Source organism: Synechococcus sp. CS-603, assembly GCF_977929215.1.
Genome location: NZ_OZ376778.1, coordinates 1,868,417 through 1,883,442 on the forward strand (window position 1 = coordinate 1,868,417; position 15,026 = coordinate 1,883,442).

Annotated in this window: 12 protein-coding genes; 9 read left to right on the forward strand and 3 right to left on the reverse strand. The window is 64.7% G+C overall.

Annotated elements, in window-relative coordinates; genetic code table 11:
* Positions 1 to 121 precede the first annotated feature (121 nt).
* Genes ACXMDM_RS09830 through ACXMDM_RS09850 form a run of 5 tightly spaced genes read left to right on the forward strand, consistent with a single transcriptional unit; the run spans position 122 to position 4,509 of the window.
* On the forward strand, positions 122 to 640 hold the full coding sequence (locus ACXMDM_RS09830) for a flavin reductase family protein (RefSeq protein ID WP_259723101.1): 519 nt from the start codon (positions 122 to 124) through the stop codon (positions 638 to 640).
* Positions 622 to 2,613 (forward strand): excinuclease ABC subunit UvrC, encoded by a 1,992-nt coding sequence (gene uvrC, locus ACXMDM_RS09835; RefSeq protein WP_499569515.1) that lies wholly within the window; start codon positions 622 to 624, stop codon positions 2,611 to 2,613. Before ACXMDM_RS09830 ends, uvrC begins: the two co-directional genes overlap by 19 nt.
* 42 nt (positions 2,614 to 2,655) lie before the next feature.
* Positions 2,656 to 3,246: a protoporphyrinogen oxidase HemJ gene (gene hemJ / locus ACXMDM_RS09840; RefSeq protein ID WP_259723169.1), complete on the forward strand. Its 591-nt coding sequence runs from the start codon at positions 2,656 to 2,658 to the stop codon at positions 3,244 to 3,246.
* 1 nt (position 3,247) lies between these two features.
* Positions 3,248 to 3,937: a PHP domain-containing protein gene (locus ACXMDM_RS09845; RefSeq protein ID WP_499569517.1), complete on the forward strand. Its 690-nt coding sequence runs from the start codon at positions 3,248 to 3,250 to the stop codon at positions 3,935 to 3,937.
* Between the two features lie 29 nt (positions 3,938 to 3,966).
* Positions 3,967 to 4,509, forward strand: coding sequence for a hypothetical protein (locus ACXMDM_RS09850; protein ID WP_499569519.1), 543 nt, complete (start codon positions 3,967 to 3,969; stop codon positions 4,507 to 4,509).
* A gap of 3 nt (positions 4,510 to 4,512) precedes the next feature.
* On the opposite strand, the gene cobN is transcribed toward ACXMDM_RS09850, so the two are convergent.
* On the reverse strand, positions 4,513 to 8,286 hold the full coding sequence (cobN, locus tag ACXMDM_RS09855) for a cobaltochelatase subunit CobN (RefSeq protein ID WP_259723098.1): 3,774 nt from the start codon (positions 8,284 to 8,286) through the stop codon (positions 4,513 to 4,515).
* Between the two features lie 88 nt (positions 8,287 to 8,374).
* Here cobN and ACXMDM_RS09860 point away from each other — a divergent pair, with 88 nt between their 5' ends.
* From ACXMDM_RS09860 to ACXMDM_RS09870, 3 genes are all read left to right on the forward strand, one after another.
* Complete coding sequence (locus tag ACXMDM_RS09860; RefSeq protein ID WP_259723097.1) at positions 8,375 to 9,292, forward strand: branched-chain amino acid transaminase; 918 nt, start codon at positions 8,375 to 8,377, stop codon at positions 9,290 to 9,292.
* Between the two features lie 63 nt (positions 9,293 to 9,355).
* Positions 9,356 to 13,063: a methionine synthase gene (gene metH / locus ACXMDM_RS09865; RefSeq protein WP_259723096.1), complete on the forward strand. Its 3,708-nt coding sequence runs from the start codon at positions 9,356 to 9,358 to the stop codon at positions 13,061 to 13,063.
* 53 nt (positions 13,064 to 13,116) lie between these two features.
* Entirely contained in the window at positions 13,117 to 13,389 is a 273-nt protein-coding gene (locus tag ACXMDM_RS09870) for a small RNA NsiR4-regulated ssr1528 family protein (protein ID WP_259723168.1), read from the forward strand.
* A 28-nt stretch (positions 13,390 to 13,417) separates the two neighbouring features.
* Here the strand turns inward: ACXMDM_RS09870 and ACXMDM_RS09875 are convergent, their stop codons facing one another.
* The gene (locus ACXMDM_RS09875; RefSeq protein WP_259723095.1) at positions 13,418 to 13,639 is read right to left on the reverse strand and encodes a DUF8667 family protein; all 222 of its coding nucleotides are present in this window, start codon (positions 13,637 to 13,639) and stop codon (positions 13,418 to 13,420) included.
* A gap of 158 nt (positions 13,640 to 13,797) precedes the next feature.
* Between ACXMDM_RS09875 and ACXMDM_RS09880 the strand changes: the two genes are divergently transcribed.
* Complete coding sequence (locus tag ACXMDM_RS09880) at positions 13,798 to 14,205, forward strand: DUF2237 family protein (protein ID WP_259723094.1); 408 nt, start codon at positions 13,798 to 13,800, stop codon at positions 14,203 to 14,205.
* 32 nt (positions 14,206 to 14,237) lie between these two features.
* On the opposite strand, the gene ACXMDM_RS09885 is transcribed toward ACXMDM_RS09880, so the two are convergent.
* Positions 14,238 to 15,020, reverse strand: a complete 783-nt coding sequence (locus ACXMDM_RS09885) for an SDR family NAD(P)-dependent oxidoreductase (RefSeq protein WP_259723093.1) — start codon at positions 15,018 to 15,020, stop codon at positions 14,238 to 14,240.
* Positions 15,021 to 15,026: the final 6 nt, after the last annotated feature.

The window sequence follows — 15,026 nt, forward strand, 5'->3', positions numbered from 1 at the left end:
AAGCAAAGCCCTGCCACTTGGCCGAATCCTATGGGCCCGATTCACCTGGCCCGATTCACTGGACTCGATAGCTAGGTGTGGGTTCCCTAGAGTTGATTGACGCTTCTACTCAGACGTTTCGATGGCTCCAGACACCAGTTCCACCGCTGCCGCCGGTCTCGCCCTTGATGGGGCGGCCAAGAAAACCCTGTTGCGCAAGATTCCGCACGGCGTGTTCATCTGCGGTGTGGCCGAAGGAGATGAGGTGAACGGCTTCACCGCAAGCTGGGTCACCCAGGGCTCGTTTGAGCCGCCATTGGTGGCGATGGCTGTGCGGGCTGATTCCAGCAGCAACGGCATCATTCAGCGCACCGGTCGTTTCTCGCTCAACGTGCTCTCCGCTGACCAGAAAGACCTGGCGGCCGTGTTCTTCAAGCCCCAGAAGGGCATCGGCGGTCGCTTCGATGCCGCGCCGTTCAGCCTCGGTGCCCTCGGCCTGCCGATCCTCAACGAAGCCCTTGGCGCTCTTGAGTGCGTCCTGGTGGGTCAGGTGGCCCATGGTGACCACACGGTGTTCGTGGCCGAGGTGAAAACAGCGGTGCTGCATCGCGATGGTGCAGCCCTGGAGCTGGCCAGCACCGGTTGGCAATACGGCGGTTGATCACGGCGGCGCCCCTGCGCAAAGACCCTGCCCGGCTGGAGCAGCGCCTCAAAGAGCTGCCAGCCGAACCGGGCTGTTACCTGTTGCGCGATGCCGAAGACCGCATCCTCTACATCGGTAAATCGAAGAGTCTGCGCAGCCGTGTGCGCAGCTATTTCCGCGACTCCCACGATCTGAGCCCTCGCATCAGCCTGATGGTGCGCCAGATCTGTGAGATCGAATTCATCGTGACCGACAGCGAAGCCGAGGCGCTGGCGCTGGAATCCAACTTGATCAAGGCCCATCAGCCGCACTTCAATGTGCTGCTCAAGGACGACAAGAAATATCCCTACCTCTGCATCACCTGGAGCGAGCCCTACCCGCGCATCTTCATCACCCGTCGCCGGCGGCTGCGCAGCCCTCTTGATCGCTTCTACGGCCCCTACGTGGATGTGGGCCTGCTGCGCCGCACCCTGTTCCTGGTCAAACGGGTGTTCCCGCTGCGCCAAAGGCCCCAGCCCCTCTACCGCGAGCGCACCTGCCTGAATTTCGACATCGGCCGTTGTCCGGGCGTCTGCCAGGAGAAGATCAGCTCAGATGATTACCAGCGCACCCTGCGCAATGTGGCGATGGTGTTCCAGGGCCGCAGCGACGAACTCCAGCAGTTGCTGCGCGCCCAGATGGAAAAGGTGGCTGAGCGGCTCGATTTCGAGCAGGCCGCCCGCATCCGCGACCAACTGGTGGGCCTGGAGCAGCTCACCGCCGACCAGAAGATGACCCTTGCCGATGGCTCGGTGTCGCGCGACGTGCTCGCCCTCGCCACCGATCAACGCGTGGCGGCCGTGCAGTTGTTTCAGATGCGGGCCGGCAAGTTGGTGGGCCGGCTGGGGTACACCGCCGACGCCAGCATCGCCTCCCCCGGCGAGATCCTGCAACGGGTGCTTGAAGAGCACTACAGCCAGGTGGAGCCCGTTGAAATCCCCCCCGAGGTGCTGTTGCAACACCAGCTTCCCCGCCAGGAGTTGGTCGAAGACTGGCTGAGCGAGCGGCGGGGCCACAAGGTGCGGCTGCTCCAACCAAGGCGGCAACAGAAGGCCGAACTGATCGAACTGGTGGAACGCAACGCCGCCTTCGAGCTGGCACGGGCCCAGCGCACCGCCGAGCAGCATGCGCTGGCCACGGAAGATCTAGCCCAGCTGCTCGATCTGTCCCAGCCCCCCCGCCGCATCGAGGGTTTCGACATCAGCCACATCCAGGGCAGCGACGCGGTCGCCTCCCAGGTGGTGTTCGTTGATGGCCTGCCGGCCAAGCAGCACTACCGCAAGTACCGGATCCAGAGCAGCAGCATCACCGCCGGCCACTCCGACGACTTCATGGCGATGGCAGAGATCATGCGTCGCCGTTTTCGGCGCTGGTCCCAGGTGAAGGCCGAAGGGGCGAACCTGGCCGAGCTGCGGCGCCAGGCGAACACCCCGCTCCACACCGATGGTCTCGGCGACTGGCCCGACGTGGTGATGATCGATGGGGGCAAGGGTCAGCTCTCGGCGGTGATGGAGGCCCTGCGTGAGCTCGACCTGCACGAGGAGCTGGTGGTCTGTTCCCTGGCCAAGCAGCGCGAAGAGGTGTTTCTGCCCGGGGCGAGCACGCCGCTGGAGAGCGAACCCGAGCAGTTGGGGCTGCAGTTGCTGCGCCGCCTGCGCGACGAAGCCCATCGCTTTGCAGTCAGTTTCCACCGCCAGCAGAGGGGTGAGCGGATGAAACGCTCCCGCCTCTCCGACATCCCAGGCCTGGGCCCGAAGCGGGTGAAGGAGCTGCTCGGCCATTTCCGCTCGATCGACGCCATCCAGCTGGCCAGTCCCGAACAGATCGCCGCGGCGCCGGGTGTCGGTCCGGCCCTGGCGCGCCAGGTGTGGAGTTATTTCCATCCCGATGACCTCGAGCAGGCCGCCGAAGCTGAATCGACCAGCCCAGCGCTTGCCGGACACCTGGAGTGAAGGAACTCTCCCTTAGCGTAAAGACCCTTTCCCATGGCCTTGATGACGCTGCCGGCCCTGCCACCGGAGGCCTATCTCTGGTTCAAAACCCTGCACATCGTGGGGGTCGTGGTTTGGTTTGCAGGCCTGTTCTATCTGGTGCGTCTTTTCATCTATCACGTGGAGGCGGACAGCCTTGAGGAGCCCGTGCGGGCCGCTTTCAAGGCCCAGTACGCCGTGATGGAGCAGCGCCTGGCCAACATCATCACCACGCCGGGAATGGTGGTTGCCGTGGCGATGGCGGTGGGCTTGCTGCTTGTTCAGCCGATTTGGCTGAAGCAGGGCTGGATGCACGCCAAGCTCGCCGTGGTTCTGGCCTTGCTTGCCTACCACTGGTTCTGCTACCGGCTGATGGGACAGCTACGCCAGGGGACCTGCGCCTGGAGTGGCCGGCAACTGCGGGCCCTCAATGAACTTCCCACCCTGATGCTGGTGTTGGTCGTGATGTTGGTGGTGTTCAAGGGCCAGTTCCCCACCGGGGCGGCCACCTGGTTCCTGGTGGCCCTGGTGGTGGCCATGGCCGGCTCCATCCAGTTCTATGCGCGCTGGAGGCGCTTGCGAGGGGAGCGGGAGGCCCTGGCCAGTGGCGGCTGAAGTGACAGTCGACGTGACGGTTGAAGTGGCGGTCGCAGGCTCTGCGGAGCATCCCCTTGTGGCCGTGTTGCGCGGCGTGGAGCCCTCAAGTTGCCCCGGCCGGCTGAATTTTCATTGTCACACCATCTGCAGCGACGGCAGCCTCGCTCCCGAGACCTTGGCGGACCAGGCGATTGAGCTGGGGCTGGAGCATTTTGCCGTCACCGATCACCACAGCAGCCAGGCCTTGGCGCCGATGCGGCGTCACCTGGATGGGCGTCGTCAGGCTGGAGAGACCGTCCCCATCCTTTGGAGTGGCGTGGAGATCAGCTGCCTGTTGGAGGGGTGTCTGGTGCATGTGCTCGGGCTTGGTTTCGACCCTGGCCATGCGGCGCTCGCTCCTTACCTGGCTGGCCGCGCGGTGGTAGGCGCGGCCCTGCAGGCCGGTGCGGTTGTCGAAGCGATCCACGCCTCGGCCGGTCTGGCTCTGCTGGCCCACCCGGCCCGCTATCGCCGCCCTTACCAGCAGTTGATCCGTGCCGCCGCCAGCCTTGGATTTGATGGAGCTGAGGCCTTCTACGACTACGAACAGTCGCCCCGCTGGGCCGCTTCTCCACTAATCTGCGCAGCGATCGCCGGTCAACTTGCCGACCTCGGCCTGCTGCACAGTTGCGGTACAGATACCCATGGGTTGAAGCTTTACGGCCGCTAGACTCCAGACAATATTTTGATCTCCTCACCATGGGCTTGCTCGATCGTCTGCTGGGAAAAGGCGGGGATGGTGGAGTCTTTTCTTCGAAACCCGCTAAGCCCAAACAGGAAAAGGCTGCCAAGGAAGAAGGCAGCTTCTTCCTTGATGCCGATTCCTCAGGCACCCTCGGCAATGTCAACTACATGCGCACGCCGAATACGATCCGCCATACTTTCCCTGGCAATGTTGAAAGTCCTGGCAATAAGGAAATCATCCAGCAGGTGGATTCGATGCAAGCCAGGATCGAATCCAGTAATGCTGAAACTGAAGTCAAAAGCAGTGTCAGGCCTTCCCAGGGTTACAGCGATGGTGTTCCCAAGAAGGTCAAGAAAACCTTCGTGGAGAGGATGAGCAGCGCCGAGTTGGACCGCCGCCTGCGTGGTTCGGCCGTTTCAGGGGTGAACACTCCTGGTGGGATCAGCCCCCGTCCAGCCGGCTCGGCGGCAGCCGAGTCCTCGACCAGCCAACAGCAGGGCGAGAAGCCCGGCGCGATCGATCCGTTCAAGGCGATGGCCAAAGAACTCAACAGCTGACGCTCACGTTTCAACCAGGCTTTCACTGCTCAGCACCAACTGGCGCAGGTGCTCCAATTGGTGCTCGCTGGCTCCCTGCCAAAGGCCCCGGTTGTGCGCTTCTAGCAGGCGTTCGCCCATGTCGCGCAGCGCCCAGGGATTGGCCTTGCGTAGGAACTTCAAGATGTCCTCTGACTGCAGCCATTGCTCGCAGATGGCTCCGTAACTCCAGTCGGGCACCCGGCCGGTACTGGCGTCATAGGCAAACAGGTAGTCGAGGCTGGCGGCCAGCTCGAATCCTCCCTTGTAGCCGTGGGCCTTCATCCCCTCAATCCAGCGTGGGTTGAGCACCCGGGAGCGCAGAACCTTGTCGAGCTCCCGTTCCAAGCGGTGCAGCCGCGGCCTCTGGTGGCGGGAATGGTCGCCGAACCAGAGGGCTGGAGCTGTGCCCCGCACCCGCTCGGTGGCCGCGCTCAGCCCTCCCTGGAACTGGTAGTAGTCGTCTGAATCGAGCAGGTCGTGCTCCCTGTTGTCCTGGTTGTGCAGCACCACCTCCACGTGCTGGAGGCGTTGCTCCAGGCCGGCCCGATCGGGCACCGCCTCACAGCTTCCTCCTCCCCGGCTTTCGTAGCGCCAACCGCTCCAGTTCAGATAAGCCTCGCCCAGGTCGCTACGTTGCTCCCATTGGCCGCTGTCGATCAGGCCCTGCAGGCCAGCGCCGTAGGCCCCAGGCGCTGAGCCGTAGATCCGGGCGGCGTGCCCCTCGCGGCGGGCCGAGGCGGCCAGTGGATTCTCTTGCTCCGATTCCTCCAGCGCCGCGACCAGTGCCGTCGCCTGGTTCATCCAGCCGATCAATTGAGGAAACGCATCGCGGAACAGGCCGGAGATGCGCAGGGTGACATCCACCCGCGGCCGTTGCAGCAGGTTGAGTGGGATCACCTCGAGCCCCACCATGCGCCGGGTGGGACCGTCCCAGACGGGCCGAACCCCCATCAGCGCAAGGGCCTGGCCGATGTCTTCGCCGCCATTGCGCATCGTGGCCGTGCCCCACACCGAGAGGGCCAGATGGGCGAGGTCGTCGCCCTGCTCCTGCAGGTGCAGTTCCAGCAGCAGTTCAGCGCTGCGGCGCCCCAGGTCCCAGGCGGCCTCCGTGGGCAGGCCGCGCAGGTCGACGCTGTAGAAGTTGCGCCCGGTGGGCAGCAGGTCCGGGCGGCCGCGGGTGGGGGCACCGGCCGGGCCGGCGGCAATCCGATCCCCAGCCACACCGGCGACGAAGGCCTGTCGTTCGGCTTCGCCACAGGCCAAAAGCCTGGGCAGCAGGGTTGTGGCGACCCGCTCGAGCACGGCGGCGGTGGCAGGCCCGGGCGCTGGGTCGTTGCCGGGCGCCGATGGGTGTACCAGAAGCAGCTGTTGAAGCAGGGCGAGGGCCCGCTGCTCCAGCAGCTCAACCGCGTCGCCGCCGCAGCGCAGGCCAGCTGCTGGGCGGCTACGGGCCGTGGCGGGCAGTGCAACGGGGTCGATCAGGGCTGCCAGCTTGTGCAGGTCGCTGGCGCCCAATGGGTCTTGCTCTGGATCCGCCCAGGGATCGAGAGCCAGGCCCAGATCAGTGGCGAGCGCCTGGGTCAGGCCGGCCCCTTCCGCCAGAGGCGGGCGAGCCAGGCAGAGCAGCAGTTCGGCCAGGGGCTCGTCGGCCGGCAGGGTGCCGTAGATGTGCAGCCCGGTGCGGATCTGGGCCTCTTTGAGTTCGCAGAGGTAGCCGTCGGCGGCCTCGAGTCGGGAATCGAGGGTGGCCTGCTGATCACCCAGATCGCCGGCCTGGCTGGGGCCTGCCGGTAAGGCCATGGCGTCAAGCTGCTCGGCCAGCCGTTGGCGCAGGTTCTCCACCCGGGCCGCACCGAGCTGGCGGGCCTCCCAGTATTCATCGAGCAGGGTTTCCAGGCGTTGCTCGGCTCCATGCAGCCCGGCCCGGCCGAGGGGGGGGGTGAGGTGATCGAGGATCACGGCCTGTGCACGCCGTTTGGCCTGGGAACCCTCACCGGGATCGTTGACGATGAAGGGGTAGAGATGGGGCATCGGCCCCAGCGCCCATTCCGGAAAGCAGTCGATGGAGAGTCCGAGGCCCTTGCCCGGCAGCCATTCCAGGTTGCCGTGCTTACCCACATGCACCACCAGCTGGCTGGCGGCCACCTGCCGCATCCAGAGGTAAAGGGCCAGGTAGGCGTGGGTGGGTGGCAGGTCTGGAGAGTGATAGTTGAGGCTCGGGTCGCGGTCATAGCCGCGCTCGGGCTGAATCAGCACCACGACGGCCCCGAAGCGCAGGCCGCGGATGGCAAAACCGGTTCCAGCGGCGGTGCGCTCCAGCCCGGCATCGCGCTCGGGCGGGCCCCAGCGGGCCTCCAGAACCGCCCGGCCCTGGGCCGGCAGGGTGGCGTACCAGGTCTGGTAGGTGGCCAGGGGCAGATGGTCGAGGGCTGGGCGGTGGTTGCTTTCCGGATCGTTGCTGCGGCCTGCCAGCAGTTGCTGGATCAGGGCATCGCCGCTTCTGGGCAGGGGGCCGGGCCCGAGGTTGTGGCCGGCCTCCTGCAGCCAGCCCAGCATCAGGGCCGTGCTGGCCGGGGTGTCGAGCCCCACGCCATTGGCCACCCGACTGTTGCGGTTGGGGTAGTTGGCCAGCACCAGGGCCACCCTTTTCTGGGCCGGCGGCGTCTGGCGCAGCTCCACCCAGGCCCGCAGCAGCTGGGCGATCCAGTCGAGCCGCTCCGGATCGGGCCGGTAGCCGTAGAGCGCCGTGGTCAGACCCTGATCGGCGCGCAGCAGCTCCTTGAATGCCCCGACCCGCGTGGTGACGCGGCCATCGAGTTCGGGCAGGGCCACCTGCAGGCTGAGGTCCAGGGGTCCCAGGCCGATGCTGTTGCGTTGCCACTGGTCACGGCCCTGGGTGCTGCAGAGCAGTTGCAACACCGGCACGTTCAGGGCCTCCCAAAGCGGAGCCCCAAGTCCGGCCTCCTCGAACTGGACCGAAGCGAACGAGGTTCCGCACAACACCGCCTCCACCTGCTCCCGGCCGAGCAGATCGGCCACGCCCCGTTGCACGGCCGGATCCCTCAAGCCGCTCACCCACAGGGCCCTGGGGCAGAGGCCCTGGCCCCGCAAGGCCAACAGAGTGGAATCGACCAGGGCTGTGTCGCCGGCCTGCAACAGGGCCCGGTAGAGCACCAGACCCACCCTCGGGCCGGGGTCCTGGCGCCAGTCATGGGCCAGGGGGTCGGCCAGGTGGACCACCGCGGGAGGTTCCACCGTCACCCCGGCCATCAGGGCGCCAAGGGCGATCAACACCTGGCGCAGATTGTCGTGGCCACCTTCCCGCAGGCAGTGGCCGATGGAGAGGCTGAGCCCCGGCTCCACCGTGCCGAGGCTGGCCAGGGCCGCTTCCTCGTCGGCGGTGCCGGCCACAACCAGCAGCTGTCGTTTCGGGCCCGCAGCCGCCCAGTCCCCCAGTCGTTCGAGCCCGTAGCTCCAGTGCCCCCGCCCACCCAGCAGGCGCACCAGCACCACCTCGGTGCTGGCCAGGCTGGTGCTGAGGTAGTGATCGATCGCGGCGGGATGGAGCAGGGCCGAGAGGTTCAGGCCTCGCACCCCCCGCGGCATCAGGGCGGGTTCGCTGGCGAGCAGGTCGGCCAGGCTCTGCAGATCGCTGTCGGCGCTGCTGAGCACCAACAACGGTGCGGAGGGCTGCTCAACAAGCAGCGGGCCCTCCTCTTGATCGGAGAGGCCTGGAACGGAGGCAAGCCGGTGCATGGCCCCATCCTCGGCCCTGGCGGTGAGAAGATCGGGGCAGCGCGTCTCGTCGACGCCACTCGCTCCGCCGCCTCACGACCGAACCTGCATGCAAGAGTTTCTGCCCTACGCCTGGTTCGGAGGGCGCTGCGTTCCTTTCGCAGAAGCCACGATCTCCGTGGCCACCCACGCCCTCCACTACGGCACCGGGGCCTTCGGCGGCATGCGCGCCCTGCCAAACCCCGCCGACCCCAACGAAATCCTGCTGTTCCGGGCCGATCGCCATGCCCGCCGCCTCAGCCAGAGCGCCAGGCTGCTGTTCGCTGAACTGAAGGAAGAAACGATCCTTGAGGCGATCGTTCAGTTTCTGCGGGCGAATCGCCCCACGACACCGATCTACCTGCGGCCGTTCGTGTACACCAGCGATCTCGGCATCGCGCCGAGGCTGCACGACATCGAAACCGATTTCCTGATCTACGGCATCGAACTCGGCGACTACCTCTCCCCCGACGGTGTCAGCTGCCGCTTCAGCAGCTGGTGCCGCCAGGAAGACCGTTCCCTGCCCCTGCGCGGCAAGATCAGCGGCGCTTACATCACCAGCTCCCTGGCCAAAACCGAAGCCGTCACCAGTGGCTTCGATGAGGCCCTGCTGCTCAACAGCCGCGGCAAAGTCAGTGAAGCCAGCGGCATGAATCTGTTCATCGTCCGCGATGGCCAGCTGATCACGCCCGGGGTGGATCAAGACATTCTCGAGGGCATCACCCGCGCCAGCATCCTCGAGTTGGCCCGGGATATGGGCATCCCCACCCTGGAGCGGGCGGTCGACAAAACCGAGCTGTTCATCGCCGATGAGGTGTTTCTCAGCGGCACCGCCGCCCGGGTCACGCCGGTGCGGCGGATCGAAAGCACCGAGATGCCCGCCGATCGGCCGGTGATGGAGCAGCTCCGCCTGCGGCTCACGGCAATCACCCAGGGCCAGGACCCCGCCTACGACCACTGGGTGACGCGAATCCGCCTTGAAGAGTGAGCGTTTCGCCCCGGTTCCAAAGCCAAGGGCGATTTCTAGACTGATCGCCCAGAGACTGTTGGCATGACGACATTGGTGGCTCCGATTGCAACTCCAGCCGCCCGGACGATGGGGTTCATCGAGAGGCTGCATGCCCCGGAGCGTCCGGTGCTGGTCTTCGACGGTGCCACCGGCACTTCCCTGCAGCAGATGGATCTCAGCGCCGCTGATTTCGGCGGCGCTGCCCTGGAAGGCTGCAACGAACATCTGGTTTTCACTCGGCCTGATGCGGTGCAGGCGGTGCATCGCCAGTTTCTGGCGGCCGGTTGTGATGTGATCGAAACCGACACCTTCGGGGCGGCCTCGATTGTGTTGGTGGAGTACGGCCTGGAGGATCAGGCCTTTGCGATCAACCAACGGGCTGCGGAACTGGCCAGGGAGGTGGCGCTCGAGTTCAGCACCGCCGACCAGCCCCGCTATGTGGCGGGCTCGATCGGACCCACCACGAAGCTGCCCACTCTGGGCCACATCGATTTCGATGCCATGAAGGCGTCGTTCCAGGAGCAGGCGGAGGGATTGATCGCCGGGGATGTGGATCTGCTGCTGGTGGAAACCTGCCAGGACGTGCTGCAGATCAAGGCGGCCCTGCAGGGCATCGAGGCCGCCTTCAGTGCCACCGGCCAGCGACGGCCATTGATGGTGTCGGTCACCATGGAAACCACCGGCACCATGCTGGTGGGTTCAGATATCGCTGCTGTGGTGGCGATTCTTGAGCCCTTCCCGATCGACATTCTCGGCCTCAATTGCGCCACCGGCCCTGAGCAGATGAAGGAGCATGTGCGCTACTTGAGTGCGCACAGTCCGTTTGTGGTGAGCTGCATTCCCAATGCCGGTTTGCCTGAGAATGTGGGCGGCGTCGCCCACTACCGGCTGACGCCCCTGGAGATGAAGATGCAGCTGATGCACTTCGTGGAGGATCTCGGTGTTCAGGTGATCGGCGGCTGCTGTGGCACCACACCGGCCCATATCGGGGCCCTGGCGGAGTTGTCCCAGGATCTTCATCCCAAACCACGGCGGGTGAGGTTGCCTGAACAGCAGCTCAGCCGCCCGGCCTTTCAGAGCGAACCTGCAGCAGCCTCGATCTATGGCATCACTCCGTATCACCAGGACAATTCCTTCCTGATCATCGGCGAGCGACTCAACGCCAGCGGTTCCAAGAAGGTGCGTGAACTGCTCAATCAGGAAGACTGGGATGGCCTGGTTGCCCTGGCTCGCGGCCAGGTGAAGGAGAATGCCCATGTTCTCGATGTCAATGTCGATTATGTCGGCAGGGATGGCGAGAAAGATATGCACGATCTGGTTAAACGGCTGGTCACCAATGTGAATCTGCCGTTGATGCTCGATTCCACCGAGTGGCAGAAGATGGAGGCTGGCCTCAAGGTGGCTGGTGGCAAGTGCATCCTCAATTCCACCAACTACGAAGATGGCAATGAGCGCTTCTTCAAGGTGCTGGAGCTGGCGAAGCGCTACGGGGCTGCTGTGGTGGTGGGAACGATTGATGAAGTGGGTATGGCGCGGACAGCTGAGGGCAAGTTCGCCATTGCCCAGCGTGCCTATCGCGATGCCCTTGAATTCGGTATTCCTGCCCACGAAATTTTCTATGACCCCCTCGCGCTGCCGATCTCGACTGGCATCGAGGAAGACCGTGGCAATGGGGCCGCCACGATCGAGGCCATCCGGCGCATCCGGGCCCAGCTTCCCGGCGTTCATGTGCTGCTGGGGGTGAGCAACATCAGTTTTGGTCTCTCGCCAGCCACCCGAATCGTGCTCAATTCGGTGTTTCTTCACGAGTGCTGCAGCGCCGGCCTCGATGCGGCGATCATCAGTCCCGCCAAGATTCTGCCGCTGGCCAAAATCAATGACGACACTAAGCAGGTTTGCCTGGATCTGATCAACGATGCCCGCCGTTTTGATGGGGACGTCTGCACCTACGACCCCCTGGCCGAACTCACCAAGTTGTTTGAGGGGGTGAGTGCCCGGGAGGCCCGCGAATCGGGCCCATCCCTGGCGGATCTGCCGGTGGAAAAACGCTTGAGCCAGCACATCATTGATGGCGAGCGCATCGGCCTGGAGGTCGCCCTCAACGAAGCACTCACGGGCTACCCGCCGTTGCAGATCATCAACACCTTCCTGCTCGATGGCATGAAGGTGGTGGGTGAGCTGTTCGGCTCCGGCCAGATGCAATTGCCGTTTGTGCTGCAGAGCGCTGAAACGATGAAAGCGGCGGTGGCTTTTCTTGAGCCTCACATGGAGAAGACGGAAGGGGAGCGGCGGGCCAAGGCCAAATTCCTGATCGCCACGGTGAAAGGCGATGTGCACGATATCGGCAAGAATCTGGTTGATATCATACTCACCAATAATGGTTATGAGGTGATCAATCTGGGGATCAAGCAGTCTGTTGAGGCGATCATCGAAGCCCAGCAACTGCACCAGGCTGATTGTATTGCCATGAGTGGGCTACTGGTCAAATCGACTGCCTTTATGAAGGACAATCTTCAGGCCTTCAACCAGGCAGGTATTGCCGTGCCGGTGATCCTCGGCGGAGCCGCTTTGACGCCTCGCTTCGTCAATAAAGACTGCCGCAGTGTGTACAAGGGTCAGGTGATCTATGGCCGTGATGCCTTCTCGGATCTGCGTTTCATGGATGCCCTGGCTGAAGCCAAGCAGGCCGGCCACTGGGACAACCTGCAGGGATTTCTCGCCGGCATCCCTGAGGGTCTGGGCCTGGGCCTGGGCAGCGAGCCTGAACCTTCCAGCGACGAACAGCCATCAGAGAACGCCACCTCTGGAGAAGGCTCCCTGGAGAGCGCAATCTCTGGCAGTGATAGCTCTGAGCCAGCGGCCACGCCGACCGCCAACGCTGGCGGTTCGGCCCCTTCTGTGGGCCCCAACCTGGAGCGCTCCGAGGCCGTTCCCGAGGAGCCGGCGATCAGGCCGCCCTTTCTGGGCAGTCGCGTGCTGGATGAATCGCAGATTCCTCTGGCTGAGGTCTTCGCCTACCTCGATCGCAACGCTCTCTTCGCCGGCCAGTGGCAGTTGCGCAAGACGAAACAGCAGAGCCGGGACGACTACGAGCAGATGCTGGCCGAGAAAGCCGAACCCATCCTGACGAGCTGGATCGAGCGCTGCCTCAAGGAATCGCTGCTGACCCCACGGGTGGCCTACGGCTACTTCCCCTGCGGTCGGGAGGGCAACAGCGTTGTGGTGTTTGATCCGGCCGATCCTGGCGTGGAGCTGGGCCGCTTTGTGCTGCCCAGGCAGCGCGCTGGCAACCGCTATTGCGTCGCCGACTTCTATCGCGATCTCGACGCAGGCCGCCCCACCGACGTGTTGCCGATGCAGGCCGTGACCATGGGTGAGGGGGCCAGTGCCTTTGCCCGGGAATTGTTTGCCGCCGACCGCTACACCGACTACCTCTACTTCCATGGTCTGGGCGTGCAGATGGCAGAGGCCCTTGCCGAATGGGTCCATGCCCGCATCCGCCTGGAGCTGGGGTTCGGCAACGAGGAACCTGCCGTTTTGCGCGACGTGCTGGCCCAGCGCTATCGCGGCAGCCGCTACTCCTTCGGCTACCCGGCCTGCCCGAACGTGGCAGATTCACGCCCCCAGCTCGACTGGCTGGGGGCGGAGCGCATCGGCCTGTCGATGGATGAGAGCGACCAGCTGGAGCCCGAACAGAGCACTACCGCCCTGGTGGCTCTCCATTCCCAGGCCCGCTACTTCAGTGCCTGAGAGGGGCTCAACAGGGGGAATGGCAGGCTGAGCGGGTGTCTGCCTGTTGTGTGATGGCGATGGCCGGTCCTGATGGCGTTGATGTGGCGATTGCCGCTGGAGTTGATCTCGATGGAAGCCCCATCCCCGCCGAGATGCTCAGCCTCTACAACGAGGTGATGGCGCTGGAGGCCCAGCGGGCCCGCAGCGGGGTGCGCAAATCGATGCGCAACCGGGTGGTGAAAACCGGCGCCAAGCATTTTGATCAAGCCAGCCTGGATGCCCGCCTTCTTTCAGCCGGATGGGACGGCCTCAAGGACAAAGAAATCGCCTTCTTCTACAGCTGAGGTCCAGGTCTCTGGGGGCCTCAAAGCCTCAAAGGTCCTGGAGGCTTTCGATGACCGTTTGCTGAAAAGCCTGCAGGTTGGTGGAATCGCTTAGATCCAAGCCTTCGCCGGCGGCGTTCTGGCTCAGCTCCTGGAAGTGGAAGGCGCCTTCCCCATGGGCAAGGAACTCCATGGCGGATGTTTCACCGCTCTCCTTGAAGGCGTCGTGCAGGGCCATGAAGGCCGCATCCTCGGTGAAATCCCAGCTCATGAAGGTGTCAAGGAAAGACGGTGGGGCAACGGGAAGAGAGTCTTCTTTAGCAGCTCCACTGCATGACCTTTACTGCCTTCCCCCCCGACTCCGTCAACCTCTCGGCGGCGATTCGTGGGCTCCCCCGGTCAGAATTCCGCTCAGCAGCACCTTTTCGATTGGACCCATCTCCCCTTCCCACCCCCCCGGATCCCGCTGGCGAACAGGCTCTCAGCGTGCTGGGTGAGCCCCTGGAGATTTGCAGCTGCCAGCCCCTCACCGGTTGGCGTCGTGACGGACGCTGCCGCACCGACAGCAGCGATCTGGGTCAGCACACGGTTTGCTGCGTGGTCACCGAAAATTTTCTGAGCTACAGCCGCTCCCAGGGCAACGACCTCAGCACACCGATGCCTGCCTACAACTTTCCTGGCCTCAAGCCAGGAGATCACTGGTGCGTCTGCGCCGCTCGCTGGCTTGAGGCCCATCAAGATGGCGTCGCTCCACCGGTGTGCCTTGAAGCCACCGAAGAGTCGGCCCTGCAGATCATTCCGCTCGAATTGCTGCACCAAATGGCCGTGAAGGCTTAAGACCTAAGGCCTGGGCGGCTTGCCTGGCCCGCTCACCACGGAATCTCGGCCCCGTTCCAGGCCAGGAATCGCCCACTCTGCTCTGGTCCCTGGACCTCCAGCACATCCAGCAGCTGGCTGGCGGCCCGCTCCGGGCTGAACAGCCGTTCAGCTGGAACCGAAGCCCGGAACGGCGCCGTGAGCGGCGTTTCCGTGGTGCCTGGATGGAGCAGCGACACACAGGCCAGAGGAAGCCGCCGCTTCCACTCCAGCGCGAGGCAACGCAGGAACTGGTTCTGGGCTGCCTTGGCCGCGCGGTAGCCATACCAGCCGCCGAGCTGGTTGTCGCCGATGCTGCCCACCCGGGCCGAAAGGCTGGCGAACAGCACCGGCTCGCTCCGGCTCAGCAGCGGCTCGACCGCCTGGGCCAGCAGCAGGGGGCCGTAGGCATTGACGGCAAACAGCTGCTCAAGGGCCTGGCGGTTCACCTGTCGCAGGCGTTTCTCCGGCTGCAGGCCGCTTTGATGCAACAGGCCTGCGGTGTTGATCACCAGTCGCAACGATGAGCGCAGCGGCTCGAGCGCCAGAGCGAACCGCTCCAGGCTGGAGTCATCAGTCAGGTCGAGCGCCACGCTGCGTATGCCTGTGGCGGGGTCCTCCGGGCCTGGGCACCAACCCTGACGGCTGGCGGCCCAGAGCGTCAGGCCGGGGGCCCGGCGGCCCAGTTCAGCCATCAGGGCCCGACCGATCCCGCCGCAGCCAACCACAAGGGCGTCGCCCTGCCAATGCCGCAGGCCGTGGGCCCCGTCGGCACTGGGGTTCAGGGCTGAGGCCATGACCAA

Coding starts and splice junctions, on each gene's coding strand:
- ACXMDM_RS09830 (WP_259723101.1), top strand. CDS start 122: ATGGCTCCAGACACCAGTTCCACCGCTGCCGCCGGTCTCGCCCTTGAT.
- hemJ (WP_259723169.1), top strand. CDS start 2,656: ATGACGCTGCCGGCCCTGCCACCGGAGGCCTATCTCTGGTTCAAAACC.
- ACXMDM_RS09850 (WP_499569519.1), top strand. CDS start 3,967: ATGGGCTTGCTCGATCGTCTGCTGGGAAAAGGCGGGGATGGTGGAGTC.
- cobN (WP_259723098.1), bottom strand. CDS start 8,286: ATGCACCGGCTTGCCTCCGTTCCAGGCCTCTCCGATCAAGAGGAGGGC.
- ACXMDM_RS09860 (WP_259723097.1), top strand. CDS start 8,375: ATGCAAGAGTTTCTGCCCTACGCCTGGTTCGGAGGGCGCTGCGTTCCT.
- metH (WP_259723096.1), top strand. CDS start 9,356: ATGACGACATTGGTGGCTCCGATTGCAACTCCAGCCGCCCGGACGATG.
- ACXMDM_RS09870 (WP_259723168.1), top strand. CDS start 13,117: ATGGCGATGGCCGGTCCTGATGGCGTTGATGTGGCGATTGCCGCTGGA.
- ACXMDM_RS09875 (WP_259723095.1), bottom strand. CDS start 13,639: ATGAGCTGGGATTTCACCGAGGATGCGGCCTTCATGGCCCTGCACGAC.
- ACXMDM_RS09885 (WP_259723093.1), bottom strand. CDS start 15,020: ATGGCCTCAGCCCTGAACCCCAGTGCCGACGGGGCCCACGGCCTGCGG.